A 22637-nucleotide genomic window follows, 5' to 3' on the forward strand; every position below is an offset into this window, starting at 1 on the left:
TGCTCACACGCGTGACAACACGCCGCCCAAGCTATCTCAAGTGGGGCCACACATAACCGTCACCCTGGGGCCAAAAACGCTTGACATCTTCAGCGAGGATCAAGAACACCAACCCCCACGTCGCATTCCAAACGTCCAGCGCACTCCGCATGACGACGAACGGCGGAATGATCGCCAGTACCGCGGCGAGGCCAATGCGCCACATGGCCGGACGGGAAGCCCGCGGTGCCAGTGCCGTGCTGGCGAGTTCAAGGCGGACGAGGGGTGCGGACACCAGCAACACCAGCGCCCAGGCCACAACGTAGAACGCGGGACGGCTCAGCCACCACTCGGTGTTCGCAGGTTCGGGGAACGGAAGCCGGAGCACAAGGGCCAGCCCGAACATCGCGATGATCAACGGCAAATGCCACAAGTAGATGGTCATGGCCCGGCTCCCCACAACAAACATGACCTTCTGGACCCACCCCTGCTGAACCGCGCGCTGCAGCCAAGGGTACGCAGCCTTCACCAACAGAACGTGCGCCAAGCCAACCAGCACCAACGGGAACATCGGTGGGTTCTGGTTGGTCAGCATATCCACGGGGTAGGGGCCATCATCCGTCAGCGGCACCAGCGCGAGGTAGCATGCAACCGCCGCTGCCATTAGCTTCCACCGCGCAAACCAATCAAAGAAGCCGTCCGCATAGAAGAACCCCAACTGCTGCAGCAAGCCCCACACGAACACCATGTTCAGCAGCCCGATCGGGTTCGAGTCGAAGCCCCACGGGTTGCTTTCCAGCCCGAGTCGCAGGATATCGACAACGACGGCGCCCGTCACCAATGCGGCGACGGTTCGGTACGGTGCAACCTTGTGGAATCGTGCCATCGTCGGGACCATCGCCTGGCAGATCAGGTACGCGGCAAGGAACCAGAGCTGCACTCCAGCACCGGCGGCGATAACCTTCAGCAAGTCGCCCGGCACGCCCGCCGCCGTCGCAATCCACAGCGCCAAGGCGAGGAAGGCGTACAGGGCAACAGTGGGCCGGACCAAACGAAGCACCCGGACGCGGAGATAGTCGCCCGCGTCCCCGCCCTTGCGCTGCAGGCTCCGCCACGACGTGAGGGATGCGAAGCCGCCAACGACGAAGAACAGGGGCATGACCTGCCCGAACCAGGTTCCCTGCGCAAACCAACTTAGCGACGTCAGGGGATTCTCCACGCCGATGCCGGCGGGGCCTACGCTGATGCCCATCATGAGCAGGTGGACTGCAACCACGGCAAACATGCAGGCGACGCGGATGAAGTCCACCACAAGGTCCCGGGATGCGGGCACCGCTGCCAAGCTGCTTGCGCCGCGGCCGGTTCGGGCTGAAGGCATGGGTCTCTCCTGACGATTAATCCAACGAGTGGATTAATCGTATTCCAAGAGAGGGTCTGTTGCCATGGGGAGTTCTGTTGCGGGCGCGCCGGAAAGCGAATGCCGCCACCCGGCGTCGTGGATTAACGCTTCCTGGCCGCCAGTCCGAAGAGCCACATCCCGCCCAAGGCGGAGAGGTAACCCGCGACCACCATGAATGCGGTCCCGGCCCAGAAGTAGTCTGTTGTGCTGTCCGTGCTAAGGCCCGGCATTACCTGGAGTAGGGAGTAGGTAGCCACGGCGCCGGCAGCCAGGACGGCGAAGAGGGTGAGAAAGACCCAGAGCCGCGAGGACGCCCAGTGTTCGCCGTAGCCGCGCCACACGTTCCAACTGTTGCCGGAGCGCAGAATCAGCCATCCGGCAGGGAGCATCACGATGCCCACCACCAGGAAGGCGGCAACCACATCGGCTGGCCGGTGCCATTGGTTGATGAGCGTGGACACGCCCGTGGCGACCGCGAAGGTACTGCCAAGGAAGCCCGCGAGGGGCCGCCAGCGCGGCGACACCATCAGGAACACTGCGGCTGCCGCGGACGCTGCCAGGGTGGTGTGGCCGGACGGGAGCGAGTTCATCTCCAGCGTCTGGACGCCGCGGTCCGGACGGTCCGGGATGAGGAGTTTGAGGACTTGTGTGGCGATGTTGGCGGCTACGCAAGCGACGACGGCGATGCCCGCGGCTGTCCAGCGTCGGCGCGCAATGGTCACGAACAGCACCACGAGCGTGGCGATGATCAAGGAGGTGATGGGCAGGATGTCCAGGAATCCCGTGGAGGCTTTGCCTGCCGTGCCGCTGAGTTCGGTGGCTTCAACAAGGGCAGACTCGTCAATGAACTGGCCGGCGGTGGTGCGGACGAAGAAGTAGTACGTCGCTGCCAAGCCAACCATGCAGGCGAGGGTGATGAGGCAAAACAAAAAGCCCGTGCCGGCGCCTGCTGGGCGCTCCTGACGTGGCCGTTTGCTCGACCTCCCGCTGACGCGGAATTGCTGGGAACTCATTCTCTCTACCCTGCCACAATTCGCTGGATGCCTCATGTGAGCCCACTGTGCCTGCGTGGTCCAAAAGTGAGATCCACGCAACATGCCTGTGACGCTTGACACGTGTTAGGTGACAGGTCTAATGTTCCTAACACGTGTTAGGGAAGGAAATCTAGAATGCCGGGAACCAACGGGGCTTTGCGTCAATTCACACGCAGAACCGCCCTCACAGCCCTCGGTGCTGGGATCGTCGGAGTAACGGCGGCGTCGTGGCCGCGACTGACCGGAACAGACATTCCAGGTCGGGGAGACAACAGCCTCAGCATCGCCATCATGGGCACCGCCGCAGACGCAGCAGCCCGCCAAAAGGTAGTGGACGCCTTCGCGAAGGTCCACCCCGAAATCAAGGTGAAGGTCCAGGCCATCCAGGCCGTGGACTGGAAGGACTTCTTCACCAAGATCCTCACCATGGTGGCTGCAGGCACGCCGCCGGACGTGGTCTACGTGGCCACCGAGGGCGCCCAGCTCTTCGCCGAGAAACTCGCCCACCCGCTGGACGAGTACCTCCGCCGGGACGCCGAGGACATGAAGGAGTACTTCCAGGACGTCCACCCGAGCCTGGTGGAAGCGTTCATGTACAAAGGCAGCCTGTTCCAGCTTCCCATCGACTGGAACGCCGCCAACATGTACTACAACGCAACGTCACTGCGGCAGGCAGGCCTGGATCGGCCGGCCGACAACTGGACGCACACCGACTTCCGCGCCACGCTCGCGGCGATGAAGAAAGCCAACCCCAAGGACTTCACGCCCTACTACTGGACCAACCGCCTTTTCGGTGGAGTTGTGCCGTGGCTCTACGCGAATGACACCAGCTTCCTCAAGGAAACCAAGTCCGGCGGCGGCGAATGGCTGTGGGACGGCTTCTACGCCAACCACCCCTCCCGCAGTCTCCGCTCCGGTGGGTATCAGTGGCTGGAACCCAACGCCGACGACCCGCGCGTCTTCGAATCCTTCGACTACCTCCGCGGACTGGTCAAGGACGGGCTGGGCGTACGCCCCGAGGAAGGGGGCGGCAGCTCGCTGATCGGCCTCTTCGCCTCCAACCGGATAGGGACGACGCCGGCAGGCGGCTATTGGGTACAAGGCCTCCACGAGGCGGGGATGACTGAGGACGGGTTCGACGTGCAGTTCTTCCCCAAGTGGCGGACCCAGCGCCACCAGTTCGGCACCGCCGGGTACGCGATCATGAAGACCGCCAAGGACAAGGACGCTGCCTGGGAATGGGTGAAGTTCAGCTCCAGCCTCGAAGCCATGCAGATCGTGTTCCCCACGCCGAACACCACACCCGCCCGGCGCTCCATGGTGAACGAACAGCTCTATGCGGGGACCGGCCCACGCCACTGGAAGGTCTTCTACGACACCCTGGACAGGTTCCCCACCACAGGGCCCATCCCCGCACCTCCCCAGCAGGCCGCCGTCGAAACCGCGCTCATGAAGAACGTGTCCCTTGCCGTCAGCGGCGACGAACGACAACTCAAAGATGCGCTCAACTCCATGCAGCGTGACCTCGAACTGGCCCTGAGGAGGCAGCCATGAGTACCGTCACCCGTACCCCAGCGGGCACCGGCCGTGCTCCGTCCCACAAGGGTGGTCCGGCGTCCAAGCGCGGCCGCGTCCAACAGCGTTGGCTCCCGTGGGCATTCCTGGCCCCCACCATCGTGGGCATGGGCATCTTCACCCTGTTGCCAATCGTGGCGTCCGTGGCCCTCGCGTTCTTCCGCTGGGACATCATCTCCGCGCCGACGTTCGTGGGTTTCGACAACTTTGCCGAAGTGGTCCAGGATCCCACGGTCCGGGTGTCGTTCCTGAACACCATCGTCTTCGTCATTGTGGCCGTGGCACTCCAGCTGGGTCTCGCCCTTGGACTGGCCATCATGGTCCAGGAGAAACTCCCCGCCTGGCTCAGGGTGTTCTTCCGTTCCGCGTTCTTCTTCCCGCTGATCCTGTCCGCGGCCTCGGTATCCATCTTCATGCGCTACCTCTTCAACGAGCAGTTCGGCGTCGTCAACTGGCTGCTGTCCCTGGTCGGCATCCCAGCGGTACCGTGGCTGACCACGCCAACCGGGTCCGCCGCCGTCGTGATTCTTGTGTATGTGTGGCAGAACTTCGGGTTCTCGTTCCTGCTGTTCATTGGTGGCCTGGCCTCCATTCCAGTGGAAACCTACGAGGCCGCGTCGATCGACGGTGCCACCGGATGGCGCAAGCACTGGTACGTCACCCTGCCGCTCCTGAGCCCCACCACGCTGGTGGCCTCGGTCATGGCAATCATCAACGCACTCCAAGTGTTCGACCAGCCCTACGTGCTCACCCGCGGCGGCCCCGGCGACTCCACTAGAACCGCCGTCATGGTGATCTTCGAGTCAGCCTTCCAGCGCCTCGAATTCGGGCAAGCCTCCGCGATCGGCGTGATCCTGACGCTCATCATCATGGCCATCACGGCCCTGCAGTTCCGGCTCAGCAAACGATTCGTCTTCTACCAGTAAGGCCCGCCATGACCACCATTTCTGACCATGTGAAAACCACGGCACCCGTAGTAACGCGGAAGAAGCGCGACTGGTCAGTGGCCGCCCGGGTCGTGGCCTTGCTGATTGCCGCCGTCTTTGTCCTGGGGCCCGTTCTCTGGACGCTGTCCACCTCGCTGCGGCCGCCGTCGGAATCCTTCAAACTGCCGCCGTCGTTCCTGCCACTGAACCCGGACTTCACGTCCTACGGCCAAGTGTTCAAGCAGCTCAACATCATTGGACTGGTGGTGAACAGTGCCCTGGTGACCGGCCTGATCGCCGTGGGCCAGATGATCACCGCAGCTCTGGCCGGTTACGCCTTTGCGCACCTGAAGTTCCGGGGCCGTGGAGCGCTCTTCTCGATCGTGCTGGCCACCATGATGGTGCCGGCCCAGGTGACGATCGTTCCCGTGTTCATGCTCATCCGCGGCGTTGGGCTCTCCGACACGCTGCTCGCGCTGATCCTCCCCGCCATCCCGACGGCGTTCGGCACCTTCCTGATGCGGCAATACTTCATGGGGCTCCCGGGTGAGCTCGCTGAAGCGGCTGCGATCGACGGCGCCTCGCCCTGGCGTACCTTCCGGTCCGTGTATGCACCGCTGGCCATGCCCGGCCTGGCAATCGTGGGCATCCTGGCGTTCAACTTCCACTGGAACGAGTTCTTCAGGCCCCTCATCATGACCATCTCGGAGCAGAACTTCACCCTGCCCCTGGGCCTGGTCTCCCTCCAAGGCAACCTCGGCACCGGAAGCATCTCGGTGGTCCTGGCCGGCGTTGTTCTCTCCATGATTCCCGCGCTGGTGGTGTTCATGTTCGGGCAGCGTGCCCTGCAGGACGGGCTCACCGCCGGTACGGGCAAGTAGTTTTCCTTCTCTCTTCGAAAGGCATTTCCAATGACGGACCTTGCAGTTGTTTCCTCCCTGGCCCAGGCCGCTACGCACCCGGATCCCGCGTTCCCGCGCTTCCACCCGCGGCCTGCCCAAGGCTGGATCAACGATCCCAACGGGATCAGCTACATCAATGGCCGGTACCACGTGTTCTTCCAGTACAACCCGTCCTCTGCGCGGCACACCCAGATCCACTGGGGCCACGTGAGCACTGCTGACCTGGTGAACTGGGAAGAGCATCCCGTTGCCCTCGCACCGCAGGCAGGCGGGCCAGACTCCGCCGGGTGCTGGACCGGTGTGGTCACCCTTGATGGTGACGTTCCGACGGCGGCCTACTCCGGCGTTCAGGACCACGGTGGCCACTCACAGGTTGTTATTGCCCGAGGCTCCTCGGACCTGGTGACCTGGACGCAGGACGGGCACGTTGCCGCCTCCATGCCCGCTGATTCCTCCGTGACCGCTGTCCGCGATCCTTTCATCTTCATGTTCAACGGATCCCGCTACGCCATCCAGGGTGCCGGACTCGCCGACGGGCGGGCCGCGCTGCTGCTGTACACCGTGGACTCGCTGGATGAGTGGAAGTACCAGGGCATCTGGCTGACGTCAGCCGACCCTGTCGCCGCCGTTCACACGCCCGCCGAGATCTGGGAATGCCCGCAACTGGTGGAGGTACCTTCAACTTCGGGTTCGTCCTGGGTGATGATGTTCTCGCTCTGGCTCTCCGGCGACGACCACGAGCACGCCAACGGCGTAGGCCACCTGATCGGTTCGCTCACGTCGGATCCCGAGACCGGGCTGCCTGTGTTTACCGCCGTTTCTGGTGGTAAGTCGGATCTGGGCCGCGACTTCTACGCACCGCAGATCGTCCAGCTTTCCTCCGGCACTGCGCCTGAAGCATTGCTCTGGGGTTGGGCCAACGAAGGTCCCGGCCGGGACGGTCGGCGGGGCCGCACCCAGAATGAAATCGACGACGCCGGGTGGTCGGGGGTGCTGACGCATCCTCGCCTTTTGTCCGTGGCTGACGGGGCGTTGGTGGTTGCTCCGGCACCGGAAGTATCCGCGTACCGTGGGTCGTTGGTGGCATCCGACGCCTCGGGATCGGTGGCCGTTCCTGCATTTGCGGAGGTACTGGTGGCCGGCGCTGCCGGGACAATTGAGCTGGTCCTTGGCTCCGGTCCTGCAGGGCAGGTGGTTTATAGGGGAGAGCTCGCCGCAGGGGAAGAGCTCCGGATCTTCGTGGATGCCTCGCTCGTTGAGGTTTACTCGTCCAATTCAGTGGCTACCACGCTGCGGGCCTACCCGGCGCCCGGTGAATCCTGGACGCTCAACGTTCCCGCCGGCGCAACGGCCGATGTCTGGGAATTGGCCCTCCCGTGCTGATTCCTTCCCCGTTGTGGGGCCGGCTCTACTTGCTTCGCCAAGGCTTTGGGGCGTGGAGCGGGCCTCGCAAGTTCGGGTTTAGCGAGGTGCTGGGCCTGTCGACTCACGCAACACCAGTCGGCAGGGGACCATCGTCTCCAAGGTGGGCGCCGCCGTCGTACTTTCGCTTCCCTCGATGGCACCCAACAGGGCCGACATGGCCACCCGGCCAATCTCGCGCAAGGGGAGTGCCATGGTGGTGAGGGCGGGGACCATCGTGCTGGCAATGCGGTGTTCGTCGTCGTAGCCCATGACTGAGAGATCACGCGGAATGCTCAAGCCCAGGCGGGCGGCAGCGAGGGCTACGCCGACGGCCAAGCGGTCGTTGGCGCACATGATGGCCGTGGGGCGTTCCGCGGGTTTCTTGCCATCGAGGAGGCGCATGGCCCAATTGAAGCCGTCGTTGATGTCCCAGCCTGCATGGGTGATGAGATCCTCCCTGACGCCGAGCCGGGTCCTGACAAACGCGTCGCGGTAGCCCTGGACACGCAGGGGAGCCGCCGGGTCCACTTCCGCGCCGGCCAGCAAGGCAATGTCCCTGTGGCCGAGTTCCAGCAAGTGCTCTGTGGCTTCGCGTCCGCCGGTGACCTCATCCGGAATGACGTGGTGGATCTGCGGCTCGGTGCGGCTGTCGTAGCAGTTGGCCAGCACAGACGGGACACGCTGCATGCCTGGAGGGACATCGAGCGGTTTGAGGCCCACCGTGACGTACATCAGTCCGTCCACTTGGCGGTCCAGCAGCGTCTCGATTGCGCTCGCATCCCGGGCGGCATCGCGCTCGGTATCCATGACCACCGTGACGAAGCCATGGCTTCGGGCGACATCGTCCGCGCCGCCGATGATGTTGCCGTCGAAAGGGCTGACCACCACTTCGTCGGACACGATCCCGATGACGCGGGAGCGCTGGTTCCGAAGGCTGAGTGCGATGGCGTTGGGGGAGTAGTTCAGCTCCTGAGCTGCCAACCGGATGCGGTCCTGGCTCTCCTTGGCCACATTGCCGTCACCGCGACCGTTGAGGACCAACGAAACGGCGCTCCGGGAAACCCCTGCCCGTTTTGCGACATCGAGTGCGGTGGCCTTGCGGTTCATGGCGGTCCTTTCCTGCGGCTAGGCAGCAGTCTACCTAACGCGTGTGAGGGAAGGTTGTTGCGCGCGGGCTACGCGTTGATCGAGTAGCCGATTTGGGAGTAGATCTGGTTGAAGAAGTTCGCCATCCAGATGCCAAAGACGATGAACGACACCACGATGGTCCCGATCATGACCCAGATGGGGGCCAGGCCTCGGTTTGGGGCGACCTTGCGGACAATGACGGTCCGGCCAATCACGTAGACCAAGGGGCTCAAGAAGCACCAGGCCCAGTGGAAGGGACGGATCACCCCTGATTTGGCGAGGCGTTGGTAGTCGAGGAAGGCGAACAGGATGGTCACCGCCCAGAACACGAAACCTGAGATCTGGAGGAGGAAGTAGCCGGGAGAGTAGATCGACGTGGTGTCGAGCGTCGTTGCGCCCGAGCGGGTGGTGATGAGGCGGAACTCCGGCTGCCACATCAGGAGGAGAAGGACGGACACCAAGGGAATGAGCACGATTGCCCAAATGAACGGGTTGTAGATCGGCGTCTGGTTGCTGATCAGTACGCGTTGCAGCGGCATGAACTGAGGGTGCGCGGGTGCCAGGTGCGGCGTCCATTGCACGCCGTCCCACCAGCGCATCTGCTGCGGATTGGACGGGTCCGGATACCAGCCCGGAGGCGTCGTTGAACCGCTGTAGCCCTGAGTCATGAGTCCCCCTGAATGAGTGTCGAATCAGAGGATATCGCGGTTGCGGCCTCTCTCTTAGCAAACGGTCCTCCCCATCGCGGGAAAGTCGGTGTATGCATGGAACATGACCTTCTTCGAGGACCTTCCTGAACCGCCAGAACGTCCACGACATACGCAGCCCATTCCGCCTGCCTGGGTAGGGCCGCCAACGGATGAATTGCCCGGAGTGGTGCCGGTCAGTGGGTTCGTACACAGCAGCAACCGCATGGCGTTGGCGCTGAAATCCGTTGACGTCTACTCCACCGGTTGTGTTTTGGACCTGGTTTGGACGGTCCGGCGCGGAGACCAAACAGCCAGCGAATGGCGCGATGCCATGGACAAGGCACTCACACCCCGCGGTCATTTCCAGCAGGGGCTGGACGGATTGTTGGTTGGGGTGGGATATCCGAATGGCCGGAAGGTCTTCGCTGGATTGGTGGAGCCCAGTCTGGGAGGCGGAATAGACGGCGATGTGACGGGGCCAGTCCTCACGCCGCTGGGAGGTGGCGGGTCTGGCGGGAACGATGAATTCCTGCAGGGCACTTCACGGTACTGGTTATGGCCGTTGCCGCTGGACGGACAAGCCGTCCTGGTGGCCAGATGGGATGGCCTGGGGATGCCCGAGAGTTCCGTGCGGCTGCCCGTCGAGCTGTTCGCCGACGCAGCCCGCGCGGCCAGGAAGTTCTGGGTGGAGTAGGTTTCCACATAGCGCGCTTTGCCCCATCTGCGCCTCAAGCGCCGCCGGTACAGTGGCACTATGCTCCCTTCGCTTGAAGAACTACAGGACTCTGCCTACGTCGTTTCCTTGCCCATGCGGGTCAAATTCCGCGGCATCATGCAGCGCGAAACGCTCCTGATGAAGGGACCACTTGGTTGGGGTGAGTTCTGTCCGTTTCCGGAATACGACGACGACGAATCGTCCCGCTGGTTGGCCGCCACTTTGGAAGCGGGCTGGCAAGGATTCCCGGTTCCGCTCAGGGACAGCATTCCCGTGAACGCCACCGTCCCCGCCGTCGCCGCGGACCGGGTGTCTGACGTGCTCGCGCGGTTTGGACGCGTTGACGCGGTCAAGATCAAGGTCGCTGAGCGGGGCCAGGAATTGTTCGACGATGTAGCTCGTGTGGTTGCCGTTCGGGAAGCCTTGCCGGACGCCGCCATCCGGGTGGACGCCAACGGAGGATGGGACGTGGAGCAGGCCGTCGAGGCACTGGGCAAGCTCTCCGCGGTGGGACTTGAGTACGCCGAGCAACCCGTGCCCACCATTGAGGGACTGGCGGAAGTGCGGCGGCGGCTCTCGGCTGCTGGGACACCAGTGCTTATCGCGGCGGACGAGAGCGTCCGTAAAGAAGATGATCCCCTTCGCGTGGCCCGTGCTGGCGCAGCCGACCTCCTGGTGGTGAAAGTCGCACCGCTTGGGGGAGTGGCGCGCGCCCTGGACATCGTGGCCCAAGCCGGCCTTCCCGCCGTCGTCAGTTCAGCCCTGGACACGTCCGTGGGAATCCGCGCCGGTTTGGCGCTCGCTGCCGCATTGCCAACGCTGCCTTACGCCTGCGGCCTGGGGACGGTTTCGCTTTTCGCTGCAGACATCGCGCGGGACCCGTTGGTAGCCGACGACGGCGCCATCCGGCTTCGCGAGGCAGCGGCCGATCCAGAGCTTCTTGAGCGGTATGCGGCACCCCCTGAACGTCGCGACTGGTGGTTGGAGCGGCTGGCTAGGGTGCACGCGGTCCTGGCCTCTGCCTGACGCGGTTTGTTCACCGGTCCTTAACCAGAGCGCCCTCTCGGCTTCGAGTTGCGCTGAAAGGCTCAGCGGGAACCTCGTACCCATTCTGGAAGGTCCCCCCATGTCTGAAACCACCGGACGCACGTTCCCGCTGCTCCCCATGCTTGGCCACACCAAGGGCAAGCGCAGCGCGGTCACCTGTGCGCTCAAGTGTGACAATGCCTGCGCAGGCGATGTCTGCAACACCAGTTCCAACGGCTACTTCCGGGATATCGCCTCCACGGCCATGTCCCGTCGCGCCGCCCTGGGCCTGGGGGCCGCAGGTGCGCTCGCCGTCGTTCTCGGTGGCGCTGTTACGGGAGCTGATTCTGCTGTCGCTGACTCCGGCAATGGCCTGTCCGATGCCGCCAAGAAGGGTTACGACAAGTCCAAGCTGAAGTTCACCGCCATCAAGCCCGTTGATGCCGCCGTTGACGCGTTCACGGTTCCCGAAGGCTTCGACTGGAACCCGATCATTCGCTGGGGTGACCCGCTGTTCAAGGACTCGCCGGCCTTCGACCTGAACAACCAGACCGCCGCTGCCCAGGCCCGCCAGTTCGGTTACAACAACGACTACACGGACATCCTGCCGATCCCGGACTCCAAGGATCGCCGGGCGCTGTTGTTCACCAACCACGAATACACCAACGAGAACATCATGCTGCCGGTGGGCTTCGATGCTGCCGAGGCCCGCGCCATCGGCCGTGCCGCCCACGGTCTGGCTGTTGTGGAACTCGAGCGCAAGAACAAGAACAAGCCGTGGCGCTACGTCCAGGGTGCGGCCCTCAACCGCCGCTTCCTGACGGACACCGTCTACGAACTGACCGGGCCCGCCGCCGGCACCAACCTGGTGAAGACCATCGACGACCCCGCCGGCCGTTGGATCAAGGGCACCCTGGGCAACTGCTCCGGCGGAACCACCCCGTGGGGCACCATCCTCTCCGGTGAAGAGAACTTCAACGGCTACTTTGCAGCACCTGGAACCAGCGACGGCGACAAGCGCTACGGCCTGGCCGCGAAGGCCACCACCCGGCAGTGGGAGCTCGACGAGCCGCGCTTCGATACCCGCAACTCCGGCTACGCCAACGAAACCAACCGCTTCGGCTGGATCGTGGAGGTTGACCCGTTCGACCCCACGTCCACCCCGAAGAAGCACTCCGCCATGGGCCGCTTCAAGCACGAGGGCGCCAACGTGATCGTGGCCCCGAACCGCCGCGTTGTGGCGTACATGGGCGACGACGAGCGCTTCGACTACCTTTACAAGTTCGTTTCCAAGGGCAAATACCAGCCCGGCGACTCAAAAGCCGCCCGTAGGAACAACATGAACCTACTTTCCGAAGGCGACCTGTACGTTGCCCGCTTCACCGGCGATTCCCCGGCCGCCGAGATCGATGGCACCGGCAAGGTCCCCGCTGACGGCGCATTCGACGGTTCCGGCGAATGGCTGCCGCTGGTGGTCGACGGCAAGTCCGCCGTACCCGGCATGAGCGTCGCCGAAGTCCTGGTTTACACCCGCCTTGCAGCTGACAAGGTTGGCCCCACCAAGATGGACCGCTGCGAAGATGTCCAGCCGAACCTGCGCACCGGCAAGGTTTACGTGGCCTGCACCAACAACTCCGATCGTGGCAAGGCCGGCAAGGAAGGCGCCACGGAGGTCAACCCCCGCACCCTGAACCGCGACGGCCACATCGTGGAGATCACCGAAGCTCCGGGCCAGACCGGGACCAAGTTCAACTGGACCCTGCTGCTGGTGGCCGGCGACCCCGCCAAGAACACCTCCACCTACTTCTCCGGTTTCCCGGCGGACAAGGTCTCCCCGATCTCCTGCCCTGACAACGTGGCCTTCGACTCCGTGGGCAACCTCTGGATCTCCACGGACGGTGCTCCGTCCACCATCGGCTACAACGACGGTCTCTTCAAGGTCACCCTGGAAGGTCCGGAGCGTGGCAAGGTGGAGCAGTTCCTGGCCGTACCGCGTGACGCCGAGACCTGTGGCCCGATCATCCACGACGAGGAGCGCACGGTCTTCGTCGCCGTCCAGCACCCGGGTGAAGAAGGCACGTTTGAGGCTCCGCACTCGTACTTCCCTGACTACGTCGGCGCGGGATCCCGCCCGGCTGCCGGCTCCGTGCGTGCGCCGCGTCCGGCAATCGTCCAGGTGTTCCGCAAGTAGGCTTTACCGCGTAGGCGCTCCTCCAGCCCGCAACCGGGGTGGAGGAGCGTTTCCGTTTAAGGGGCGTTTGGTGAGAGAGCGTCGGTGGGAAGGGGGCGTTTGGTGAGAGAGCGTCGGTGGGAAGGGGGCGTTTGGTGAGAGAGCGTCGGTGGTATCCGACGCTCTCTCACCGAATGACCGTTTTCGGTGATCGCTCTCTCACTCTTGTGCCGCTTTCGGGTCGAGGGGCGCCCATAGACTGGGACGGTGACTTCCCAGGACTCTCTGACATCCATTGGCGCCGCCCGGGTTGCGGTATCCGCGCTGCTCGACGGCGGTGTGCGGCACGTGGTGGTGGCCCCCGGTTCGCGGTCGGCGCCCATGGCCTACGCCCTGGCGGAAGCGGAGGCTACGGGCAGGGTAATTCTCCACGTCAGGATCGACGAACGCGACGCAGCCTTCACGGCCTTGGGCCTGGCCGTGGCAACCGAAGCCCCTGCCGCCGTCGTCACCACGTCCGGGACCGCCGTCGGGAACTTGCTCCCGGCAGTGATGGAAGCCAACCACGCGGCGCTTCCGCTGGTCGTCGTTTCGGCCGACCGGCCTGAGGAACTGCACGGTACAGGTGCCAACCAGACCACGGTTCAACTTGACCTTTTCGGCGAGCACGTCCGTTTCGCCGTCGATGTCGCGGCTGGGGACAACCCGCAAAGGGCAGTCGCCACGGCACTGTACGCGGCCACGGGTGCCCTCGAGGACACGCCGCCGGGCCCGGTCCAGGTGAACCTGGCCTTCCGCGACCCGTTGGTGCCGGAGCCGGGTGATGCCCTGCCGCTGGCCGCAGGCCACGGTCCTTTCCATTACGACGCCGGACCGCAGGTGCTCGACTTGCCGGCCGCTTCCCAGGATCTCCCGCTGAGAAACACCGTGGTCCTCGCCGGTCACGATGCCGGTCCCGTGGCCGAGGCCTTCGCCCGCGCGCACGGCCTGCCCTTGCTCGCGGAGCCATCATCCAACGCCCGCTTCGGCCCCAACGCCGTGGGCCCGTACCGGCTGCTGCTGGAGCACTTCGGCCCCGGGTCATCCACTCCTATTGAGCGTGTGGTCCTGTTCGGCCGACCCACATTGTCCCGGCCGGTCAGCGCGCTGTTGGCCGGCGAAGACATTGAGTCGGTGATCTACCAACCCGTCCCGGTGGCGTGGTACGACGAAGGCCGGCGCCGCGAAACGCCGGTGGAAACGCTGCCCGGGTTGGCGGAGTTCGCCGGCCGCGGTTCAGGCGACTGGCTGGATTCCTGGCTCCTCGCGGGTGCCGCTGCCCAGCATGCGCTCGACTCCATCCTCAACGGGGAGCCCGCAGCGACGGGCCCGTCGGTAGGGGCAACTGTGTGGGCGCATGCCCGCGGGAAACTGGTGCTCGGTTCGTCGAACGGCATCCGTGACGTGGACCTCGCGGGCCACCCCCAGTCCGAGCCCGTTGCCACCGTTTACGCCAACCGCGGCCTCGCCGGGATCGATGGCACCCTCGCCACAGCAACAGGCATCGCTCTGGGAAGTGGGCGCGAAACCACCGTCCTGCTGGGCGATGTCACCTTCCTGCACGATGTCGGCGGGCTGCTCCTGGGCCAGGGCGAACCCACCCCGGACCTGCGCATCGTTGTTCTCAACGACGCCGGCGGAGCCATTTTCGGCCTGCTGGAACACGGCGAGGTAGACAACTCAGGCGCCTACGGCACCGCCGTCGAACGCCTCTTTGGAACCCCGCACTCAGTGGACATCGCGGCACTCGCTGCGGCTTACGGCGTCGGGCACCATGCGGTAAGTACGACGGCGGAACTCGCCGACGCACTGAAGGCGCCCCTCAAGGGACGCACCATTGTGGAAGTGCGCGTGGACCGGGCGGGCCTGCGGGAACTTCATGCCCGTATCAAGGAAGCCGTCTCGGCTGCCGTGGGCAAGGTCCTCACGGCCAGCTAAGCCGGGCACCCGTTTCCGCCGTCCGCGCCCGTAACCTCGGGGGCGCCTGGCGGGAAAGGGTGCGCCGGATGCGAAGCAGGGGTGCGCCGGGCGTGAGAGGGCGCGCCTGGCGGGAAAGGGCGCGCCGGATGCGAAGCAGGGGTGCGCGCAAGCAAGGAGGGCGGCACCTGGATCCAGGTGCCGCCCTCCTTCGTCGCTGAACGGGGGTTTAGTCCTCCACGACGTCGATGTGCGTCGGGTCCAGGACGCGGCGCAGGAATTCCTTGGTTCGCGGCTGCGTGGGGGAGCCGATGACCTGCTCGGCCACGCCTTCCTCCACCACAACGCCGCCGTCCATGAACACCACGCGGTCGGCCACTTCACGGGCAAAGCCCATCTCGTGCGTGACCACCAGCATGGTCATGCCTTCCTGGGCCAGCTTCCGCATGACTGCCAGGACATCGCCAACGGTTTCGGGGTCCAGGGCAGACGTAGGCTCGTCGAAAAGCATCAACTGTGGATCCATGGACAACGCGCGGGCGATAGCCACGCGTTGCTGCTGGCCACCGGAAAGCTGGTCCGGGAAGCGATCGGCAAGGTGCCCCAGGCCAACACGCTCCAGGTTGCGGCGGGCCACGTCGGCGGCTTCGGACTTGGACCGCTTGAGGACCTTGACCTGCGAGATGGTGCAGTTGTCCAGGACGCTCAGGTGCGGGAACAGGTTGAAGTGCTGGAACACCATTCCCACGCTCTGGCGCATGCGGTTGAGGTCCACATCCGGGTCCGTGGCCTCGAACTTGCCTACGTTGATGGTGCCCGCATTGGGCTGCTCCAACAGGTTGACGCAGCGCAGGAGCGTGGACTTGCCCGAACCCGAAGGGCCGATCAGGCACACCACCTGTCCGGGCTCGACGGTGAGGGAGATGCCCTTGAGGACCTCGTTGTTGCCGTACGACTTGCGGAGGTCCTTGATGTCCACGCCCGCAGCGCGGACTGTTGCGGAGTTGGTCATGACTGTCCGTCCTATCGCTTGGTCCGCGCAGAGCGGCTTTCGAACTTCCGGGCAAGGAGGCTCAAGGGGATGGTGATTACGAGGTAGAACGCACCGGCCACCAGCAGCGGGGTCAGGCCTGCGCCCAGGCTGGAGATGCCGTCGCGGCCGAACTTGGTGAGCTCGTACTGGGACGCAGTGAGGCCCAGTACGTAGATCAAGGACGAGTCCTTGGTGAGCAGGATGATCTCGTTGGTCAGCGGAGGCAGGACGATCTTGAAGGCCTGCGGGATCACGATCGAGACCATGGCCCGCCAATGCGGCATGCCGAGGGACCGGGCGGCTTCCATCTGTCCCTTGGGAACAGCCTGGAGGCCGGCGCGGAGGGTTTCAGCGATGTATGCGGAAGCCACGATGCCCAGGGACACCATGACCACAATGTTGACGTCCCACTGCACACCGAAGGCCAGGGGCACGCCGTAGCCGAAGGCGATGAAGACCAGCAGGGCCGGAACACCGCGGAAGAACTCGATGTAGCCGGTGGCGATCCAGCGGTAAAGCGGGAAGGAGGAGAGCTTCATCAGCGCGAGCAGGAGACCGCCTGACAAGCCCACCACGAATGCCAGCGCGGTGTAGATGAGAGTGTTCTTGAGGCCCACCAGGAAGATTCCCGGGAACATGGGGCCGATCTTGGCGAAGTTGAAGACGCTGTTGCCAATGGTCTTCCAGTCCACGGCGATGATCACTGCAGCTACAGCCACAACGAAGATTCCGGCCTGGACGTATAGACTGACTCTGGCGCGTTGACGTGCAGTCATTGCCATGGTGTTCTCACAATCATGTTGCGCAGCGGGGGCCCCGAACCGACTGCTTTAACAGAGAGTTACGGGGCCCCGCTTGCGTGGATATCGGGAGCCGGTTGCCTTACTTTGCGGCTTCGCCGAACCAGGTGGTCTTGAACTTTGCCAGCGTTCCGTCGTCCGTGAGGCGCTTCAGGGTGGCGTTCACGGAGTCAGTCATGGCGGTGTTGCCCTTCTTGATGGCAATGCCAAGCTTCTCGCCGGTTGCGTAGTCCTCGATGCGCTTGATCTTGGAGTCATCCTTGATGGCGTAGCCCAGGACGGACTGGTTGCCGACGGCCGCGTCGATGGTGCCGGCCTTGAGGGCCTGGACCAGGAGGCCGGAGTCCTCGAACTGCTGGGCGTCGAGTCCCTTGTCCTTGGCGTACTGAGCGCCGGTGGTTGCCTGCTGGACGCCCACCTTCTTGCCCTTGGCGCCGTCAAGGTTGCTGATGCCGGAAGCGGTGGAGGCCACCAGGGTCAGGTCGTCATCCATGTAGGGGCTGGAGAAGTCCATGACGTTCTTGCGGACATCGGTGATGGAGATGGAGGAGATGGAAACGTCGCAACCGGTGAGGGCCGTACCGGTTTCGATTGCCTCGAAGGAGCTGTCCACCACGTTGAGTTCGGCTTTGAGGTCCTTGGCAACTTCGGCTGCGATGTCCATATCGAAGCCGACGTTCTTGCCGTCTTTCTGGAACTCGAAAGGCTCGTAGGGGATGTCCGAGCAAACGGTCAGCTTGCCGGCGTTGATGAGCTGGGGGCCCGAACCTGAGGCGGCCGGAGTGGAGGAGCCACCGCAGGCCGTCAGGGCCAAAGCACCTGCTGCGAGCACGGCGGCCATCTTGGTACCGGACAGAACCGAACGGGAGATCTGCATATTTTTACCTTTTGTTGCAGTGGATGCTGGACTGAGTCGGTCTTTAGTGTAGTACCGAACGTGAGATGTGCATCACAGGAAACTAAGTTTCACTATTGGATAACCAGTTTAGCGAATATGCAAGGGGGGTCGGCGGGTCCCGGTCTGGAATCCCAGATTCACCGGCGGATGCCGAGGGCTTCGAGCATCGGACGGAACTTGGCCCAGGTTTCGGCCAGTTCAGCCTCGGGCTGCGAGCCTTCAACAATGCCGCAGCCCGCGTAAAGCCGCACGGTGTTGGCGTCCTCGATCACGGCGCCGCGCAGCGCAATGCCCCACTCGCCGTTGCCTGCGGCGTCCAGCCAGCCGACCGGTCCGGCGTAGGGTCCGCGGTCCAGATGTTCCAGTTTCCTGATCAGTGCCCCGGCAACCAAGGTGGGCGTTCCGCACACGGCAGCGGTGGGGTGCAGGGCGTTGATTAAGGCCAGGCATGTAGGGACGTGCCCTTCGATGTCCGCGAGTTCGGCCTTCACGTCCGACGCCAGGTGCCACACGTTCGGCAGTTCCAGGATGAAGGGTTCGCTGTGCGAGTTCATCGCCTCCGAGAACGGGGCCAACTGCCGGGTCAGGGAGTCGATGGCGATCTCGTGTTCGTGCCGCTGCTTCTCCGAGCCGGCCAGCACACGTTCGGCGTATTCCATGGGGGAGCCGTCGAGGCCCTCGGCGTCCCGGCGGTCCAAGGTCCCGGCAAGTACACGGGCCTGCGCTGTGCGGCCCTCCACCTGGATCAGCATCTCCGGGGTGGCACCCACCAAACCGTCCACGCCGTACGTCCAGCATTCGCGGTACCGGGCCGCGAGCTGGCGGAGCACCTCCGCAGCGTTGACTCCCGCTGGAAGGGTGGCAACGACGTCGCGCGCCAGCACCAGCTTCTCCAGCTTGCCGGCACGGATTTCCTCCACGCCGTTGGTCACCGCGTCCATCCACGCTGCTTCGGTGAGCGACCCGCGCCCAAGCGAGCCACGCGATCCGTTGAGCGCCTCAACCTCGGGTGAGTGCCCGACGTCGAAACTTACGACGGCGGATTCGTCACCGTTGGTGCCGGACAGCCAGGCCTCCACGGTGGCCAGGACAGTCGCCTCGGTGAGGGGGCCGCCGTCGAACGTCAACTGGGTGGCCCAGGCGCGGCCGTCGCGGATGCCGACCACAAGCTCCGGCAGGATCAAGCGCGAGACATGCGGTGAGGTCTTGGAAAAAGCGAAGGAGCCGAACGCCACGGGCCCCGTCCCCGGCAACTCAACATGGTCGGTGATTTCGGCCTCAAGGATGAGGTGCCGCCACCAGATATCGGCCTCGAGGAAACGCTCCGGACCGGTGGCACTGAAGCGGGCCAGCTCCCCGTATCCCACCAAGCCGGCTTCGCGGCGGGACCAGCACAGGACGTCGTCACGCACCAGAAACGACGGCAGCCCCCCGGAGGATGAATCGACATCGAGGGGGACTGTCAAAGTGCGGAGCGTGCTGGTCATGATGGAACAACAGTACTCCCGGGTGCAGGCAGAACCCGCCCCTTCTTCTACAGCGCAGCAAACTTGGCTGTTTGTCTGAGACAATTGACGGGTGAACCGAGCATCCTTGGAAAAGCGTCCGGACGAAGTTGCGACGATGTTTGACGATGTCGCCCCTAAATACGATGTTGTCAATGACGTCCTCTCCATGGGGCAGACGCGGCGGTGGCGCCGGATCGTGGTGGATGCCATGGACGTAAAGGCCGGGCAGCGCGTGCTGGATCTGGCTGCCGGAACCGGTACGTCCAGCGAGCCCTACGCCGATGCCGGCGTGGATGTTGTGGCCTGCGATTTCTCCCTGGGGATGCTCAAGGTAGGCAAGCGCCGCCGCCCGGACATCGACTTCATTGCCGGTGACGCCACCAATCTTCCGTTCGCGGACAACAGCTTTGATGCCTCCACCATCTCCTTCGGCCTGCGCAACGTAGTTGAACCCCGCAAAGCCCTCGAAGAGATGCTCCGCGTGACAAAGCCCGGCGGCCGCCTGGTCATTGCCGAGTTCTCCCAGCCGGTGGTTCCGCTGTGGCGAACCATGTACACCGAGTACCTCATGCGTGCCCTGCCGGCCATAGCAACCAAGGTGTCCTCCAACCCGGACGCCTACGTTTACCTCGCCGAATCCATCCGCGCCTGGCCGGACCAGGACCACCTGGCACAGTGGCTTTCCGACGCCGGATGGACGGACATCACCTACCGCAACCTCAGCGGCGGAATCGTTGCAGTACACCGCGCGCAGAAGCCCGCCGAACACCGCGAAAGTGTTCCCGTGGCCAAGCTGCGCCGCCAGATCAAGCCGCGCCGGACGGGCGCACAGTCGGGCTGACTTAGGACACCGTGAAAGTACTGATAGTTGGCGCGGGCCCCGCAGGGTCCACCGCCGCGTATTACCTGGCCCAGGCAGGCATCGACGTTACGGTCCTGGAAAAGACCGCCTTCCCGCGCGAAAAGGTGTGCGGGGACGGGCTCACTCCAAGGGCAGTCCGGGAGATCCAGAAGCTAGGGTTGCCGCACTCTGTTGAGGACGGGTGGCGCCGGAACAAGGGTCTCCGCTTGATCGCCGGTGGCCGCACCATCGAGTTGCCCTGGCCGGAGGTCTCCGACTTTCCCACGTACGGACTCATTCGTACCCGCCTCGGCTTCGACGAATCCCTCGCCCGGCACGCGGAGGCGGCAGGCGCCGTCGTCCTTGAACGCCACAGCGTCACCACCGCCCTTCAGGACGACGACGGCCGCGTGATCGGCGCGCGCGCCGCGATCCTCGACGAGTCCGGACGCAAGACGGGCGAAACGCGCGACTTCCATGCCGACGTCGTCCTCGCCGCAGACGGCAACTCAACGCGGACCGCAGTCTCGCTGGGAATGCACAAGCGCGACGACCGTCCGCTCGGCGTGGCCGTGCGCACCTACTTCACATCGCCCCGCCACGACGACGACTGGATGGAAGGCTGGCTGGAGCTGCCCGGCAAATCCGGCAAGCCGCTGCCCGGCTATGGCTGGGTGTTCGGCGTAGGAGACGGCACGTCCAACGTGGGCCTCGGCATCCTGAATTCCTCCAAGGAATTCGGCAAGCTCGACTACAAGCAGGTCCTGCGAGAATGGACCGCCGGCATGCCGTCCGAATGGGGCTTCACCCCGGAGAACCAGGTGGGGGAGATCCGTGGCGCCGCACTGCCCATGGGCTTCAACCGCACCCCGCACTACTCGCCCGGGCTGCTCTTGCTGGGCGACGCCGGCGGCATGGTGTCTCCATTCAACGGCGAGGGCATCTCCTATGCCATGGAGTCGGCGCGTTTCGCGGCTGAGTTCCTGATCGATGCCTCCTCCCGCACTGCCTCTGCCGGTTGGAATACGGACGACGCCGATGCGCACCTTTCGCGGTACGCGGACTATGTGCGGGACCAGTGGGGTTCGCATTTCACGCTCGGACGGGCCTTTGCTTTCCTGATCGGCAAACCCGCCGTGATGAAGCTCGCCCTGCGGACCGGCATGCCCATTCCCGTGCTGATGCGCTTTGTGGTCCGGCTGCTGGCCAACCTCACAGACTCCTCGGCGAAGGGCTTCGAAGACCGGGTGATCCGGGTCCTGGAAATGCTCGTTCCACCCACGTCCAATACTTCCTCCACCCGCCCGTTTGCAGCGGCAGGGTCCGACACCGCGGTTTCCGCACCAACTAGTTAGGGTTAACCCGTGACGAACTCTGCCGAACACAGCTGGACCCATGCCGGGCACGGCCTGCCGGACTCCAACGAGCCCGCCCCCAACACCACCGCGATCGCTACGGGCCTCCAGCTGCCCGCCGGTTTTGCCGCCATCGCAGGCGACGCCGAGCTCGGCCCCGCCATCACCACCAACCTGGCCCGCGTGGAGAAGAAGCTTCGCGAGGCCATCTCCAACTCGGATCCGCTGGCTGACGCAACGTCGCGCCACCTGGTGGAAGCCGGCGGCAAGCGCATCCGTCCGCTGCTGACGCTGCTGTGTGCCCACCTTGGCGATGCTTCCCGTCCCGAGGTTGTCCAGGCCGCCGTGGTTGTTGAACTGACGCACCTGGCCACGCTGTACCACGACGACGTCATGGACTCCGCGCCCTTCCGCCGTGGAGCCCCTACTGCCCACGAAGTGTGGGGCAACTCCGTGGCGATCCTCACCGGCGACCTCATCTTTGCCCGCGCCTCCATCCTGGTTTCCGAACTTGGGTCCCGCGCGCTCGGCATCCAGGCCCGCACCTTCGAACGCCTGTGCCTCGGCCAGCTCCACGAAACCGTGGGGCCCCGCGAGGACGAGGACGCCGTGGACCACTACCTCTCCGTCATCGCGGACAAGACCGGATCCCTGGTTGCGGCTTCGGGCCAGCTCGGTGCGATCTTCGCCGGCGCTGCCCCTGAATACGAGGACGTACTGGTGGAGTACGGCGAAAAGGTTGGCGTTGCCTTCCAGCTCGCCGACGATGTCATCGATGTCACCGGTGTGAAGGTGAAGTCCGGCAAGTCCCCGGGCACAGACCTTCGCGAAGGCGTGCCCACCTTGCCCGTGCTGCTGCTCCGCCGTGACGCTGCTGCTGGGGACGCCTCGGCCGTTGCTTTGCTTGAACTGGTAGATGGCGACCTGTCCTCCGATGCTGCCTTGGCTTCGGCTGTCGCCGGTCTCCGCGAACACCCCGTCACCGCTGAGTCCTGGAAGATCGCCCGTGAGTGGTCCGCCGAGGCCGTCGCCGCCTTGGCTCCGCTGCCGGAGGGGGTTGTGAAGGCTTCGCTGACGAACTTCGCCCACGCTGTGGTGGACCGGAGCAGCTAGGGTTTAGATTTCGCATTGAGGCAGGCCGCCGACCCTACGGGGTTGGTGGCCGGCTTTTTTGTTGGCGTTGTGTGCGTGCCGCTGCGACCTACTTTGGGTGAGCAGGGGCTTTTAGAGGATCAGTTTTGCGGCGTGTCTCCGGCTGTTGGCGTCAAAGTTGGTCGTGGCGGCGCACGACGACGGCGG

At 64.5% G+C, this 22637-nt stretch carries 19 protein-coding genes; 11 read left to right on the forward strand and 8 right to left on the reverse strand.

Annotation, left to right across the window (positions count from 1 at the left end):
- Positions 1-31: 31 nt before the first annotated feature.
- Together ACIPV6_RS22080 and ACIPV6_RS22085 are read right to left on the reverse strand one after the other, a co-directional pair.
- Entirely contained in the window at positions 32-1357 is a 1326-nt protein-coding gene (locus ACIPV6_RS22080) for an acyltransferase (RefSeq protein ID WP_400272953.1), read from the reverse strand.
- 122 nt (positions 1358-1479) lie between these two features.
- Positions 1480-2493 (reverse strand): phosphatase PAP2 family protein, encoded by a 1014-nt coding sequence (locus ACIPV6_RS22085; RefSeq protein ID WP_400272954.1) that lies wholly within the window; start codon positions 2491-2493, stop codon positions 1480-1482.
- 54 nt (positions 2494-2547) lie between these two features.
- On the opposite strand from ACIPV6_RS22085, the gene ACIPV6_RS22090 reads away from it, so the two are divergent.
- Genes ACIPV6_RS22090 through ACIPV6_RS22105 form a run of 4 tightly spaced genes read left to right on the forward strand, consistent with a single transcriptional unit; the run spans position 2548 to position 7198 of the window.
- Positions 2548-3966, forward strand: coding sequence for an extracellular solute-binding protein (locus ACIPV6_RS22090; protein ID WP_400272955.1), 1419 nt, complete (start codon positions 2548-2550; stop codon positions 3964-3966).
- Entirely contained in the window at positions 3963-4913 is a 951-nt protein-coding gene (locus ACIPV6_RS22095; protein ID WP_400272956.1) for a carbohydrate ABC transporter permease, read from the forward strand. The genes ACIPV6_RS22090 and ACIPV6_RS22095 overlap by 4 nt, the downstream gene beginning before the upstream one ends.
- An 8-nt stretch (positions 4914-4921) precedes the next feature.
- Positions 4922-5794 (forward strand): carbohydrate ABC transporter permease, encoded by an 873-nt coding sequence (locus ACIPV6_RS22100; RefSeq protein WP_400272957.1) that lies wholly within the window; start codon positions 4922-4924, stop codon positions 5792-5794.
- A 30-nt stretch (positions 5795-5824) separates the two neighbouring features.
- Positions 5825-7198 carry a glycoside hydrolase family 32 protein gene (locus ACIPV6_RS22105; RefSeq protein WP_400272958.1) on the forward strand — a complete coding sequence of 458 codons (1374 nt, stop codon included), beginning with the start codon at positions 5825-5827 and terminating at the stop codon, positions 7196-7198.
- 78 nt (positions 7199-7276) lie between these two features.
- Here the strand turns inward: ACIPV6_RS22105 and ACIPV6_RS22110 are convergent, their stop codons facing one another.
- Together ACIPV6_RS22110 and ACIPV6_RS22115 are read right to left on the reverse strand one after the other, a co-directional pair.
- Positions 7277-8326, reverse strand: coding sequence for a LacI family DNA-binding transcriptional regulator (locus tag ACIPV6_RS22110; RefSeq protein WP_400272959.1), 1050 nt, complete (start codon positions 8324-8326; stop codon positions 7277-7279).
- 68 nt (positions 8327-8394) lie between these two features.
- Complete coding sequence (locus ACIPV6_RS22115) at positions 8395-9015, reverse strand: DUF2510 domain-containing protein (protein WP_400272960.1); 621 nt, start codon at positions 9013-9015, stop codon at positions 8395-8397.
- Positions 9016-9118: 103 nt separating this feature from the next.
- On the opposite strand from ACIPV6_RS22115, the gene ACIPV6_RS22120 reads away from it, so the two are divergent.
- From ACIPV6_RS22120 to menD, 4 genes are all read left to right on the forward strand, one after another.
- Positions 9119-9730: a hypothetical protein gene (locus ACIPV6_RS22120; RefSeq protein ID WP_400272961.1), complete on the forward strand. Its 612-nt coding sequence runs from the start codon at positions 9119-9121 to the stop codon at positions 9728-9730.
- Between the two features lie 60 nt (positions 9731-9790).
- Positions 9791-10777 (forward strand): o-succinylbenzoate synthase, encoded by a 987-nt coding sequence (locus ACIPV6_RS22125; RefSeq protein ID WP_400272962.1) that lies wholly within the window; start codon positions 9791-9793, stop codon positions 10775-10777.
- Between the two features lie 100 nt (positions 10778-10877).
- Positions 10878-12968 (forward strand): PhoX family protein, encoded by a 2091-nt coding sequence (locus tag ACIPV6_RS22130; protein ID WP_400272963.1) that lies wholly within the window; start codon positions 10878-10880, stop codon positions 12966-12968.
- 246 nt (positions 12969-13214) lie between these two features.
- Positions 13215-14924 (forward strand): 2-succinyl-5-enolpyruvyl-6-hydroxy-3-cyclohexene-1-carboxylic-acid synthase, encoded by a 1710-nt coding sequence (gene menD, locus ACIPV6_RS22135; protein WP_400272964.1) that lies wholly within the window; start codon positions 13215-13217, stop codon positions 14922-14924.
- Positions 14925-15132: 208 nt separating this feature from the next.
- On the opposite strand, the gene ACIPV6_RS22140 is transcribed toward menD, so the two are convergent.
- The 4 genes from ACIPV6_RS22140 to ACIPV6_RS22155 all read right to left on the reverse strand — a co-directional run bounded on the left by ACIPV6_RS22140 (position 15133) and on the right by ACIPV6_RS22155 (position 19121).
- Positions 15133-15915 carry an amino acid ABC transporter ATP-binding protein gene (locus ACIPV6_RS22140; protein WP_397324439.1) on the reverse strand — a complete coding sequence of 261 codons (783 nt, stop codon included), beginning with the start codon at positions 15913-15915 and terminating at the stop codon, positions 15133-15135.
- An 11-nt stretch (positions 15916-15926) separates the two neighbouring features.
- Entirely contained in the window at positions 15927-16718 is a 792-nt protein-coding gene (locus ACIPV6_RS22145) for an amino acid ABC transporter permease (protein ID WP_397324438.1), read from the reverse strand.
- Positions 16719-16818: 100 nt separating this feature from the next.
- Positions 16819-17613: an ABC transporter substrate-binding protein gene (locus ACIPV6_RS22150; RefSeq protein WP_400272965.1), complete on the reverse strand. Its 795-nt coding sequence runs from the start codon at positions 17611-17613 to the stop codon at positions 16819-16821.
- A 158-nt stretch (positions 17614-17771) separates the two neighbouring features.
- A complete protein-coding gene (locus ACIPV6_RS22155) occupies positions 17772-19121 on the reverse strand; it encodes an isochorismate synthase MenF (RefSeq protein ID WP_400272966.1) in 1350 nt (449 codons plus the stop codon).
- 91 nt (positions 19122-19212) lie between these two features.
- On the opposite strand from ACIPV6_RS22155, the gene ACIPV6_RS22160 reads away from it, so the two are divergent.
- From ACIPV6_RS22160 to ACIPV6_RS22170, 3 genes are read left to right on the forward strand one after another with little or no spacing between them, the layout of a single operon-like run.
- Positions 19213-19983: a demethylmenaquinone methyltransferase gene (locus ACIPV6_RS22160; RefSeq protein ID WP_397324435.1), complete on the forward strand. Its 771-nt coding sequence runs from the start codon at positions 19213-19215 to the stop codon at positions 19981-19983.
- Between the two features lie 11 nt (positions 19984-19994).
- The gene (locus ACIPV6_RS22165) at positions 19995-21338 is read left to right on the forward strand and encodes a geranylgeranyl reductase family protein (protein WP_400272967.1); all 1344 of its coding nucleotides are present in this window, start codon (positions 19995-19997) and stop codon (positions 21336-21338) included.
- Positions 21339-21347: 9 nt separating this feature from the next.
- Positions 21348-22451, forward strand: a complete 1104-nt coding sequence (locus ACIPV6_RS22170; protein ID WP_400272968.1) for a polyprenyl synthetase family protein — start codon at positions 21348-21350, stop codon at positions 22449-22451.
- Positions 22452-22637 lie beyond the last annotated feature (186 nt).

Origin of the sequence: Paenarthrobacter sp. NPDC089988 (assembly GCF_044748465.1) — a bacterium.
Classification (GTDB): Bacteria; Actinomycetota; Actinomycetes; order Actinomycetales; family Micrococcaceae; genus Arthrobacter.

Excerpts from the sequence above, each read along its gene's own strand:
- ACIPV6_RS22080 (WP_400272953.1), bottom strand. The coding sequence starts at position 1,357 with ATGCCTTCAGCCCGAACCGGCCGCGGCGCAAGCAGCTTGGCAGCGGTG.
- ACIPV6_RS22090 (WP_400272955.1), top strand. The coding sequence starts at position 2,548 with ATGCCGGGAACCAACGGGGCTTTGCGTCAATTCACACGCAGAACCGCC.
- ACIPV6_RS22095 (WP_400272956.1), top strand. The coding sequence starts at position 3,963 with ATGAGTACCGTCACCCGTACCCCAGCGGGCACCGGCCGTGCTCCGTCC.
- ACIPV6_RS22100 (WP_400272957.1), top strand. The coding sequence starts at position 4,922 with ATGACCACCATTTCTGACCATGTGAAAACCACGGCACCCGTAGTAACG.
- ACIPV6_RS22105 (WP_400272958.1), top strand. The coding sequence starts at position 5,825 with ATGACGGACCTTGCAGTTGTTTCCTCCCTGGCCCAGGCCGCTACGCAC.
- ACIPV6_RS22110 (WP_400272959.1), bottom strand. The coding sequence starts at position 8,326 with ATGAACCGCAAGGCCACCGCACTCGATGTCGCAAAACGGGCAGGGGTT.
- ACIPV6_RS22115 (WP_400272960.1), bottom strand. The coding sequence starts at position 9,015 with ATGACTCAGGGCTACAGCGGTTCAACGACGCCTCCGGGCTGGTATCCG.
- ACIPV6_RS22120 (WP_400272961.1), top strand. The coding sequence starts at position 9,119 with ATGACCTTCTTCGAGGACCTTCCTGAACCGCCAGAACGTCCACGACAT.
- ACIPV6_RS22125 (WP_400272962.1), top strand. The coding sequence starts at position 9,791 with ATGCTCCCTTCGCTTGAAGAACTACAGGACTCTGCCTACGTCGTTTCC.
- ACIPV6_RS22130 (WP_400272963.1), top strand. The coding sequence starts at position 10,878 with ATGTCTGAAACCACCGGACGCACGTTCCCGCTGCTCCCCATGCTTGGC.
- ACIPV6_RS22140 (WP_397324439.1), bottom strand. The coding sequence starts at position 15,915 with ATGACCAACTCCGCAACAGTCCGCGCTGCGGGCGTGGACATCAAGGAC.
- ACIPV6_RS22145 (WP_397324438.1), bottom strand. The coding sequence starts at position 16,718 with ATGGCAATGACTGCACGTCAACGCGCCAGAGTCAGTCTATACGTCCAG.
- ACIPV6_RS22150 (WP_400272965.1), bottom strand. The coding sequence starts at position 17,613 with ATGCAGATCTCCCGTTCGGTTCTGTCCGGTACCAAGATGGCCGCCGTG.
- ACIPV6_RS22155 (WP_400272966.1), bottom strand. The coding sequence starts at position 19,121 with ATGACCAGCACGCTCCGCACTTTGACAGTCCCCCTCGATGTCGATTCA.